We start from the raw sequence: 10,034 nt of genomic DNA, 5'->3' as shown, positions 1-10,034 counted from the left end.
GCAGCGCTGTCGCACGGCCCGATCGCCCGACCTCTCGCCCGTGTGACGTTCTCCACACTCCAGTGTGGAGAACGTCAGGTAGAAACGCCCTCAGCGGCGCCGCGCCGTCCCGAAGAGGCTGCGGGTGATCTCCCGGACGGCCGTCCGCGCCATCTGGCGCACCATGGTGTTGCCGGTGACCTGCTCGAAGACCGACTTCTCACGCCTCCCGGACGCCCGCGGCGCCGGCGCCTCCTGCCGGGCCCGAGCGGCGTCCTCCTTCGCGCGCGCCGCGTCGGCCTTGGCCTGCTCCTTGGCGGCGGCCTCGGCGGCCGCAGCGTCCGCACCGGCCTGCAGCTTCTTCGCCAGGATCTCGTACGCGGACTCCCGGTCGACCGCCTCCCCGTACTTCGCCATCTGCCCCGACTTCGCGACGCCGTCGGCGAGCCACTGCGGATTCATCGGTCCCATCAGGGAGGTCGGGGCGAGCATGCGCGTCCAGGCGACCGGGGTCGGCGCGCCGCTCGGGTTGAGCACCGTGACGATCGCCTCGCCGATGCCGAGCGTGGTGAGCACCTCGCCGAGGTCGTAGTCGGACTTCGGGTAGGTCGCCACCGTCTGCTTCAGCGCCTTCGCGTCGTTCGGCGTGTGCGCGCGCAACTGATGCTGGACGCGGGATCCGAGCTGGGCCAGCACGTCCTGCGGGACGTCCGTCGGCGCCTGCGTCACGAAGAACACCCCGACGCCCTTCGATCGGATCAGCCGGACCGTCTGCTCGATCGAGTCGGTGAACGCCTTGGACGCCCCGTCGAACAGCAGGTGCGCCTCGTCGAAGAAGAACACCAGCTTCGGCCGGTCGAGGTCGCCCGCCTCGGGCAGGCCGTGGTGCAGGTCGGCGAGCAGCCACATCAGGAACGTCGAGAAGAGCTGCGGACGGTCCTGCAGGTTCGGCAGCTCCAGCATCGAGATGACGCCCTGCCCGTCGGACGTGACGCGCAGCAGGTCGTTCGTGTCGAACTCGGGCTCGCCGAAGAACGCGTCGCCGCCCTGCCCGGCCAGCCCGGACAGCTCGCGCAGGATCACCCCGGCCGTCGCCTTCGACAGCCCCCCGATCTCGGCGAGTTCGGCCTTGCCGGCGTCGGAGGTGAGGAACTTCAGCAGTTCCGTCAGGTCCTTCAGATCGAGAAGCGGCAGCCCGGCGGAATCCGCGTAGGAGAACACCAGCGACAGCGACGACTCCTGCGTCTGGTTCAACCCGAGCACCTTGCTCAACAGCAGCGGCCCGAACGACGTGATGGTCGCGCGCAGCGGGATGCCGGTGCCCTGACCGCCCAGCGCGTAGAACTCGGTGGGGCAGCCGGCCGGCTTCCAGTCCTGCCCGATGGCCTGGGTGCGCGCCGTGAGCTTCTCGGACGCCTCTCCCGGCACCGCGATGCCCGACAGGTCGCCCTTCACGTCGGCCGCGAACACCGGGACGCCCGCCCGCGAGATCTGCTCGGCCATGAGCTGCAGCGTCTTCGTCTTGCCCGTGCCGGTCGCCCCGGCCACGAGGCCGTGCCGGTTCAGCATCGACAGCGTGATGCTGATCGGAACATCGGGTCGCGGATCGCCGTCGACCAGCACGCCCAACTGCACGGCGGCGTCCTTGAACGTGTACCCCTGCTTGACGGCCTCGACGGCCTCCTTGCTCAGCGTCATGGCCCCAGCCTGGCACACGGGTGGACGGGTGCCTACCTCGGACGCGGCGCGCGGTTCGGCGACACGGGTCGTCGGACGCGGCGTCGTGAAATAGACTGCCCGGGTGATCTTCAAGCGCGTGGGTGAGGGACGGCCGTATCCGCAGCACGGGTATGTGCAGAAGCAGTGGGCGGCGATCGCGCCGCAGCAGGTCCGGCTGGATCAGTTGGTCACCACGAAACGCACCCTCGACCTCGATGCGCTGCTCGAGGAGGATTCGACGTTCTACGGCGACCTGTTCGCCCACGTCGTCTCCTGGAACGGCGACCTGTACCTGGAAGACGGGCTCCATCGCGCCCTCCGGGCCGCGCTCCAACAGCGGCAGACCGTGCACGCACGCGTGTTGGAACTGTGAGTTGACGGCGTCGGTTACGCTGAACCGAACCAACGAACGACCCCCAGGAGCATGATGACGGCACGCAGAGTGTGGCTCTCGATCAAGACGCCCCTGACGATGCTGTTGCTCCTCGGGCTGGTCCTGTTCGCCGCCGCCTGGGGCTACCGCAACGCCACCGCGCCGATCCCGCCGCGTCCGCCTGAGCCGTGCGTCGACCAGGCGGTCGGCCCGAAGTACCTGCCGTCGCACGCCGTGCTGCGCCTCTACAATGGCACCGAGACCAACGGCTTCGCCAAGCGCGCCGCGACGATCCTGCGGGCCGACGGGTTCCGCGTGATCCGCATCGCGAACGCGCCCCAGCCGATCAACGGCGTTACGGTCGTGGGCGTCAACGACAAGAGCCCCGAGGTCGTGCTTGTCCGCAGCTACCTGCCGAACGCCACGTTCATCGCCGACCCGAACAAGCTCGACCACGTCGTCGACATCACGGTCGGCAAGGGCTTCACCGGCTTCGCCAAGAACCCGCTCGATTCGGTTCCGCTGCCGAACGGCCACGCCTGCATCCCCCGCATCCAGGCGGGGGCCGAAGCCGACAGCTGAGGCCGCGGCCCCAGGGCCGTTCAGCGGCCCTCCGGCAGCCAGGACGCCAGCCGCCCCCGGCGTCCCACCCTGCGAAAGCGCTGTTCTACTGCTTTCCGCGCCCGTGAGGGCAGCACCACGAGCAGCTCGTCGCCGGAACGGATCCGCGCGCGGGCGTCCACCGGGATCAGGTTTCCGTCGCGAATGATGACCGCGACGACGGTGAGTCGCGGCAGGCGGAGCTCCTGGATCGTGACGCCGTGCAGCCGCGAGTCGGCGGGCACCTTGATCTGCATGAAGTCGGCCTGGATGCGGTCGAGGGGCGCGACCTCGACCTCGATGTCGAGCGGGTCCTCCCCCGAGGTGATGCCGAGCTTGCGCGCCGCCCAGCCGAGCGTCGGGGCCTGCAGGATCGTGAAGACGATGACGAAGATGATGACCTCGTCGAACGTCCGGCCGGCGTGATCGACGCCGGCCGCGAGGGGCACGGTCGCCATGATGATCGGGACGGCGCCGCGCAGGCCCGCCCACGAGACGAAGGCTTGCTCGCGCCACGGCATCCGGAACCAGATCGCACACGCGGCGACCGACAGGGGTCGGGCGACGAACGTCAGGAACACCCCGATGACGAGGCCCTCGCCGATCGTCGCCGGGCTGAAGCGGCTCGGCACGGCCAGCATGCCGAGCATGACGAAGAGCCCGATCTGAGAGATCCAGCCGATGCCCTCCGCGAACGACCGGGTGGCGTTCCGAAACGGCAGCGTGCCGTTGCCCAGCACCACCGAACACACGTAGACGGCGGCGAAGCCCGACACGTGCACGAGGGTGCCGAGCCCGTAGGCCAGCACGATCACCCCCATCACGGCCAAGACGAACAGCCCGGACGCCGACAGTCCGAGGCGCTGCAGCACCCACCGGCCGGCGAATCCGATCAGCAGGCCCAAGAGCGTGCCACCGATCAACTCGACCAGGACGAGCCCCGCGATCACCAGCGGGCCGCCCTCGGGCAGCTCGCCGATCGCCCACGACGTCGCGACGCCGACGAAGAGCACGATCGGGGCGTCGTTCAGGCCGGACTCCCCCTCCAGCACCGACCGGATATGGGGCGGCAGGGGCACCGTCCGCAGCACCGCGAACACGGCTGCGGAGTCGGTGGGAGCCGTGATCGCCCCGACGAGCACCGCCAGCGGCACGGCCATGCCGAGCACGAAGTGGCAGAACAGGGCCACGACGGCCACCGAGACGACGACGCCGAAGGTGGCCAGCAGCGCGGCGAGGCGCAGCGACCCCCGGATGTCCTCCCAGCGCGTCGTCAGGCCGCCCTCGGCGAGGATGAAGACGAGCGCCGCGAACCCCAGCGAGTGCGCGAGGGCGGCGTTGTCGAGACGGATGCCGAACGGCTCCAGCGCCATGCCGAGCGCCAGGAACAGCAGCAGCGAGGGCAGGCCCAGCCGGGACCCGAGGCGAGCCGACAGGACCGCAAGCAGAAGGACGACCGCTCCGGCGAGGAGGAGGGCGTCGAGGCTCACGGCGGCTCCTTTCGGGGGTTCATCCTACGGGAGCGGACGCCCCCGGAGCGGGCGTCCCGCGCGGGCGTCTTCCGAGGGACGCCGCGGGCCGCCGGGCGGGACGCGCACCCTGGCGGGTGTCACCCCCCTAGGGTTTGAGACAGATGTTGCGTATATTTGCATAAGTCTCTGTCAGTAGGCGATCATTGCTGCAGCGCCTTCGGGTGCAGAGCGTCTGCGGCGGCTTGGAGTGGGAGGGATCTTCAGGCCGTCGCGGATGTCTTTAACCCCCTGTTTTCTCCCGCCTCAGGCGTCCTCGGTGGGGCCCGCGAGGAGGGCGTCCACGATCGCGGCGGCCGGACCGCCGCGCACCGCGCGCCAGCCGGTTCCCGCCCACAGCGAGAGGCCGTCCGCGTCTCCGGACGCCCCGGCGGCGCGCCGCAGGGGCCCGGTGAGCTGGTTGACGGCCGGGTAGACCGCGGGCGCGTCCAGGTGCTCGCGGATGAACCGGTTGTCGAGGCCTCGGGCGACGCGTCCGGAGAACGCGCGGGTGAGCGTCGTCCGGGTGAACCGCGGGTCGCGCAGCGCGGCCCGGTAGGTGGGGTTCGTGCCGGCTTCCTCGGCGTCGAGGAGGGCGGTGCCGACCTGCACGGCGTCCGCGAGCTCCAGCGCCCGGGCGACGGACGCGGCGTCCGACAGGCCGCCCGTGGCGACGATCGGCAGGTCCGTGGCCGCCCGGACGGCCGCGAGCAGGTCGGGCAGCGGCTGATCCGGCGGGACGCCCTGAGCGGACGTGGTCGCGCGGTGCCCCCCGGCGCCCGGGCCCTGAACGACGAGCCCGTCGACGCCGGTCGCGGCGGCCCGCGCGGCGTCCTCGGCCGTCACGACGGTCGCGAGCACGCACGTACCGACGTCGCGGAAGCGCGCGACGACGTCGGCGGGCGCGAGGCCGAACGTGAACGAGACCACCGGAACGGGGTCGTCGAGGAGGGCCGCCACCTTGGCGTCCCAGCCGTCGTCGTCCGGACGCGGGTCGGGCAGTTCCACACCGAGGCGCTCGGCCAGCGGCAGGCGCGAGCGGCGTCCAGGTCGGGCGGCGTGGCCTCGGGGACGAACAGGTTGACGCCCAGGGCCTCCGCCCCGAGTGCGCGCGCGGAGCGCACCTGGTCGACGACCGTCGCGACCGGTAGGTAGCCGGCCGCGAGGAAGCCGAGGCCGCCCGCGGCGGAGACGGCCGCGGCCAGCTCGGGGGTGGACACCCCGCCGGCCATGGGGGCGCCGACGATCGGACGCCTGAGATCGGCCAGCGCCAACATCGCTACGCCAGCTTCCCGGGGTCGGGGATCGGCTTCTCGGGCTGCGCCTGCGCGCCCTCTTTCGCCGCCTGCATCTCGTGGCCACCGAACTGGTTGCGCATGGCGGCGACCATCTTCATCGCCGGCGAATCCTCCTGCTGCGACACGAACCGGGCGAAGAGCGCCGCCGAAATCGTCGGCACGGGGACGCCGAGGTCGACGGCCGCGTTCACCGTCCAGCGGCCCTCGCCGGAGTCGGCGGCGTACCCCTCGATCTTCTCCAGGTGCGGATCGTCGGCCATCGCGAGGCTCATGAGGTCGAGCAGCCACGAGCGGATCACCGTGCCCTCGCGCCACGACTCGAACACCTCGGGCACGTTCGTCACCTCGCCGGACGCCTCCAGCAGCTCCCAGCCCTCGGCGTAGGCCTGCATCAGCCCGTACTCGATGCCGTTGTGCACCATCTTCGCGAAGTGCCCGGCGCCGTGCTTGCCCGCGTGGACGAATCCGAAGTCGCCCGCCGGCTTGAGCGCGTCGAAGATCGGTTGGACGACCGCCACGTCGTCGGCGTCACCCCCGACCATGAGCGCGTAGCCGTTCTGGACGCCCCACACCCCGCCGGAGACCCCGCAGTCGAGGAAGTGGATGCCCTGGGCGCCCAACTGGTCCGCGTGCTGGTGATCCCACGTCCACTGGGAGTTGCCGCCGTCGACGACGATGTCCCCGGGGCTCAGCAGGGGCGCGAGCTCCTCGAGCGTCGAGGTCACGAACTGGATGGGGAGCATCACCCACACCACCCGCGGGCTCTCGGTCAACTGGTCGACCAGCTCGGCGAGGCTGCCGACGTCCGTTACGTCGGGGTTCTTGTCGTACCCGATGACCTCGTGGCCGGCTTCGCGGATCCGCGTCCGCATGTTCCCGCCCATCTTGCCCAGGCCGATCAGTCCCAGCTTCATCGCGCGCTCCTCACGTCAGCCGCCGGGGACCCCCCGGCCCGATGCCGCTCACCCTACTGGGCGGCGGCGCGGCGGGCGACGCCTCGACGGAGGGGATCGTGCGTGCCGGCGGCGTCCCCCTTTGGTCAGGAGCCCTGCACGCATCCCCACGAGAGGACGGAATTCCTGTTTCCGCGGCGATTCCCGGCTTAAGGTGACCGTGCGACAAGCCCAGCGTGGGGCTTTCGGGCGATCCGGAGGAAACGTGACCGACTCGGCAACGGCGTCGGCGAATGCCACGCAGCAAAAAGACCCCAAGCGCGCGGCCCTGGCCGCCTAGATCGGCAGCGCGCTCGAATATTACGACTTCTTCATCTATGGCACCGCGGCGTCCCTGATGTTCGGACAGATCATGTTCCCGCGAGGGAACCCGACCGCCGCGCTGCTCGCCTCCCTCGCGACGTTCGGCGTCGGCTACGTGGCCCGGCCCATCGGCTCGTTCTTCATGGGTTACATCGGCGACCGGGTGGGCCGCAAAGCCCTGATGATGCTGACGCTGCTGATGATGGGCATCGGCACGTTCCTGATCGGCTGCCTGCCGACCTACGACCAGATCGGCATGGCCGCGCCTGTTCTGCTCGTGGTGTTACGCCTCGTGCAGGGCTTCTCGGCGGCCGGGGAGCAGGCGGGCGCGAACTCGCTGTCGTTCGAGCACGCCCCCTCGCATCGCCGCGGCTATTTCACCTCGTGGACCCTGTCGGGCACGGCTTTCGGCCAGGTGCTCGGGCCGCTCGTGTTCATTCCGCTGTCGGTCATGCTCCCGCGGGAGGATTTCCTCGCCTGGGGCTGGCGCATTCCGTTCTGGCTCTCCGTGCTCGTGGTCGCGATCGGTTACTACATCCGCCGGCACCTCGAGGAGGCCCCCAAGTTCGAGGCCGAGAAAGCGGAGCGGAAAGCGGCCAAAGCTCAGGGCGAGCCCGCGGCCCAGGAGAACCTGTTCGCAGGCCTCTTCAAGCACCATTGGGGATCGGTGCTGCACGTCTTCTTCTGCGCGCTGATCGCCGGCATCGGGACGATTTTCACCGTCTTCACCCTGTCGTTCGCCAACGACCCCGTGTACGGCAACAATCTGGGCGCGACGAACTGGCTCTGGGTCACGGCCATCGGGAACGCCGTGTCGGTGCTCACGATGCCGCTGTTCGCCATTCTTTCCGACAAAGTCGGACGCCGGCCCGTCTTCATCATCGGCGATATCGGCTGCGTCATCGTCACGGCCTTGATGCTCTGGGCGGTGTCCGCCCACAACCTCATGCTGGCCGCCGGGCTCGGCATTTTGCTGTTCGGCATCCCCTACGCCATGACGAACGCGGTGTGGCCCGTCACCTACTCCGAACTCTTCGCCACCAAGGACCGCGCGACCGGCATGGCGGTCGGCACCCAGTTCGGGTTCATGATCGGCGGCTTCGCGCCGGTGTTCTGCGCGCTGCTCGTCGGCGTCGGCGGGACGCCCGCGTGGGTCGGCCCGGCCATCTACGCGGGGCTCATCGCCTCGGCGTCCGCGCTGTCGCTGGTCTTCAAGCGCGAGACCTTCCGGACGCCCCTCGACCAGCTCGGCCTCACGAAGGCCGAGCGGGCAGCCCTCGACGCCGCGCCCGCCGCCCGATGACGGGCGCAGACGCCCGCGTCGCCCTCGTCACCGGCGGCGCGGGCGGGCTCGGCATCGCCATCGCGGAGGCCCTCTGCGCCGACGGCACGTCGGTGGTCGTGGCGGACCTGCGCCGGGAGGCGTCCGGGGTGCCGTGCGTGGGCGTCGAACTCGACGTGACCGACCCGGCGTCCGTCGCGCGGACGATCGACGAGATCGCCGAGCGGTTCGGCGTCCTGCACGCGCTCGTGAACTCGGCGGGCATCCAGATTCAGCGGCCGTTCGCCGACCTGGACGCCGCCGACTGGGACCGGGTGCTCGCGATCAACGCGCGGGGGCCGTTCCTGCTCGTGCAGGCCGCGTTGCGCCGGCTGTGGCGCGACCAGGCGGACGAGGCAAGCGTTGTGAACGTCGTCTCGCGGGCCTACGTGGGCGGCGCGAAGGACGCGGCGTACTCGGCGTCCAAGGGGGCGCTGGCCAGCCTCACCCTGGAAATGGCGCTCGAACTCGGACCGGTCGGCGTGCGCGCGAACGGGGTGTCGCCGAGCTTCGTCCGGACGGCGTTCGCCGAGCAGCGCACCGACATCGCCGAGTTGGACGCCTTCGTCGGCCGCTACGAGGCCATCACGCCGCTGCGGCGGCTGGTGACGGGCCCCGACGTCGCGCAGACGGTGGCGTTCCTGGCCTCGGAACGATCGCGCGGGATCACGGGCGAGATCATCCACGTCACCGCCGGCTCGCACCTGCCGGCGCAGCCCTGAGGCGTCCGGACGCGCCGCAACGAGCAGCAGGGCCCGCCGACGAATCGGCGGGCCCTGCATCAGCGGTGGCGGTGGGATTTGAACCCACGGAAGGGAGACCCTTCACGCGCTTTCGAGGCGCGCTCCTTCGGCCGCTCGGACACGCCACCGCCGGAGATTCTAGACGGCCGCGCGCGGCGGGCGCCAATCGGCGTTCATGCCGGGTTCATTCAGGACGCCGTCGCGCGAAGAAGTCGCGCAGCAGCGCCCCGCACTCGTCGGCCAGGACGCCGGCCGTCACCTCGGTGCGGTGGTTGAGGCGCGGGTCCCGGACGACGTCACGCAGCGACGAGACCGCCCCCGCCTTCGGGTCGAACGCCCCGAACACCAGCCGGGCCAGCCGCGCGTTCACGACCGCCCCCGCGCACATCGTGCACGGCTCCAGCGTGACCACGAGCGTGCAGTCGCCGAGCCGCCAGCCGTCGGGCTGGGACGCCGCGGCGTCCGCCGGATCGGCATCCGCACCCGCCGGAGAGGAACGCTCGCGCAAGGCGTCCGCCGCCCGCCGCAACGCCAGGATCTCCGCGTGCGCCGTCGGGTCACCGGTGAGCTCGCGCTCGTTGCCCGCCCGCGCGATGACCGTGCCCGCGGCGTCCACAACGACCGCGCCGATCGGGACGTCCCCGTGCCCGGCCGCACGCTCGGCCTCGGCGAGGGCGTCCCGCATGGCACCCAGCCAGCGCGTACCGCCGGCCATCGGTCAGACGTCGAAGGCGGCGGCCGCCTTCTTGAACACGGCCGCGTAGCCGAGGCGCTTGGCGAGCCGCTCGACGACTTCGTCGGAGTCGGCGTCGAGGTCGCTCGCGAGCGCCTCGAGGTCGAGCTCCGAGACGCCCACGTCGGCGAGGATGTCTAGGTCGCCGACGGGGCCCGAATCGTCCTCGTCCTCAGGGATGTCGGCACCCAGGTAGTCCGCCGCGTCGCGCGCGATGGGCCAATCGTTGGCCGCGATGGCATCCGACAGCAGCACCTGGATCTTCTTGCCACGCACCCGGGCCAGCACGAAGAAGTCGCCGGCGACCGAGACGACCCCCAGGACGCCCGCCTCACCCGGCACCCGGTGGAGCTGGTTGATCAGCTCGTCCAGGTCGTTCGCCAGGTCGAGCCGAAGCGCGAGGGCGGCGGGCTTGGCGTCTTCGCGGTAGAGGGCGACGACGAGGTCGATGTCTTCCTCCGTCGCATCCTCGGGGTAGTCGTCGTCCTCCTCGTCATCCTCGTC

Annotated in this window: 10 protein-coding genes, 1 tRNA gene and 1 pseudogene; 4 read left to right on the top strand and 8 right to left on the bottom strand. The window is 70.9% G+C overall.

The genetic code is table 11. The annotated features are described in order from the left end of the window. Window positions 1–90: 90 nt before the first annotated feature. Window positions 91–1,677 (bottom strand): helicase HerA-like domain-containing protein, encoded by a 1,587-nt coding sequence (locus WMJ97_RS12645; protein ID WP_347349354.1) that lies wholly within the window; start codon window positions 1,675–1,677, stop codon window positions 91–93. Between the two features lie 103 nt (window positions 1,678–1,780). Between WMJ97_RS12645 and WMJ97_RS12640 the strand changes: the two genes are divergently transcribed. Both WMJ97_RS12640 and WMJ97_RS12635 read left to right on the top strand, forming a co-directional pair. Then, window positions 1,781–2,071, top strand: a complete 291-nt coding sequence (locus WMJ97_RS12640; protein WP_347349353.1) for a type II toxin-antitoxin system VapB family antitoxin — start codon at window positions 1,781–1,783, stop codon at window positions 2,069–2,071. 54 nt (window positions 2,072–2,125) lie between these two features. Beyond that, window positions 2,126–2,653: a LytR C-terminal domain-containing protein gene (locus tag WMJ97_RS12635; protein WP_347349352.1), complete on the top strand. Its 528-nt coding sequence runs from the start codon at window positions 2,126–2,128 to the stop codon at window positions 2,651–2,653. Window positions 2,654–2,673: 20 nt separating this feature from the next. Here the strand turns inward: WMJ97_RS12635 and WMJ97_RS12630 are convergent, their stop codons facing one another. The 4 genes and pseudogenes from WMJ97_RS12630 to gnd form a co-directional block, all read right to left on the bottom strand. Further along, window positions 2,674–4,161: a potassium/proton antiporter gene (locus tag WMJ97_RS12630; protein ID WP_347349351.1), complete on the bottom strand. Its 1,488-nt coding sequence runs from the start codon at window positions 4,159–4,161 to the stop codon at window positions 2,674–2,676. A gap of 285 nt (window positions 4,162–4,446) precedes the next feature. Then, window positions 4,447–5,187, bottom strand: coding sequence for a nitronate monooxygenase (locus WMJ97_RS12625; protein WP_347349350.1), 741 nt, complete (start codon window positions 5,185–5,187; stop codon window positions 4,447–4,449). 50 nt (window positions 5,188–5,237) lie between these two features. Continuing rightward, window positions 5,238–5,456 (bottom strand): annotated as a pseudogene (locus tag WMJ97_RS12620) (nitronate monooxygenase); the annotation flags it as partial. 2 nt (window positions 5,457–5,458) lie between these two features. After that, window positions 5,459–6,391: a phosphogluconate dehydrogenase (NAD(+)-dependent, decarboxylating) gene (gene gnd, locus WMJ97_RS12615; protein WP_347349349.1), complete on the bottom strand. Its 933-nt coding sequence runs from the start codon at window positions 6,389–6,391 to the stop codon at window positions 5,459–5,461. Between the two features lie 319 nt (window positions 6,392–6,710). Between gnd and WMJ97_RS12610 the strand changes: the two genes are divergently transcribed. Beyond that, window positions 6,711–8,036 carry an MFS transporter gene (locus WMJ97_RS12610; protein ID WP_347349356.1) on the top strand — a complete coding sequence of 442 codons (1,326 nt, stop codon included), beginning with the start codon at window positions 6,711–6,713 and terminating at the stop codon, window positions 8,034–8,036. Further along, entirely contained in the window at window positions 8,033–8,776 is a 744-nt protein-coding gene (locus WMJ97_RS12605; protein ID WP_347349348.1) for an SDR family oxidoreductase, read from the top strand. Before WMJ97_RS12610 ends, WMJ97_RS12605 begins: the two co-directional genes overlap by 4 nt. A gap of 63 nt (window positions 8,777–8,839) precedes the next feature. Here the strand turns inward: WMJ97_RS12605 and WMJ97_RS12600 are convergent. The 3 genes from WMJ97_RS12600 to WMJ97_RS12590 all read right to left on the bottom strand — a co-directional run. Further along, a tRNA-Ser gene (locus WMJ97_RS12600) sits at window positions 8,840–8,925 on the bottom strand. 56 nt (window positions 8,926–8,981) lie between these two features. Next, a complete protein-coding gene (locus WMJ97_RS12595) occupies window positions 8,982–9,482 on the bottom strand; it encodes a nucleoside deaminase (RefSeq protein ID WP_347349355.1) in 501 nt (166 codons plus the stop codon). Between the two features lie 33 nt (window positions 9,483–9,515). Next, window positions 9,516–10,034: tRNA adenosine deaminase-associated protein (locus WMJ97_RS12590; protein WP_347349347.1), on the bottom strand; the 519-nt coding region annotated here is incomplete at its 5' end.

Origin of the sequence: Nigerium sp., assembly GCF_039811905.1 — a bacterium.
Classification (GTDB): domain Bacteria; phylum Actinomycetota; class Actinomycetes; order Propionibacteriales; family Propionibacteriaceae; genus Propioniciclava.
Note: the sequence above shows the minus strand (reverse complement) of the source record. Positions and strands in the feature narration are given on the sequence as shown.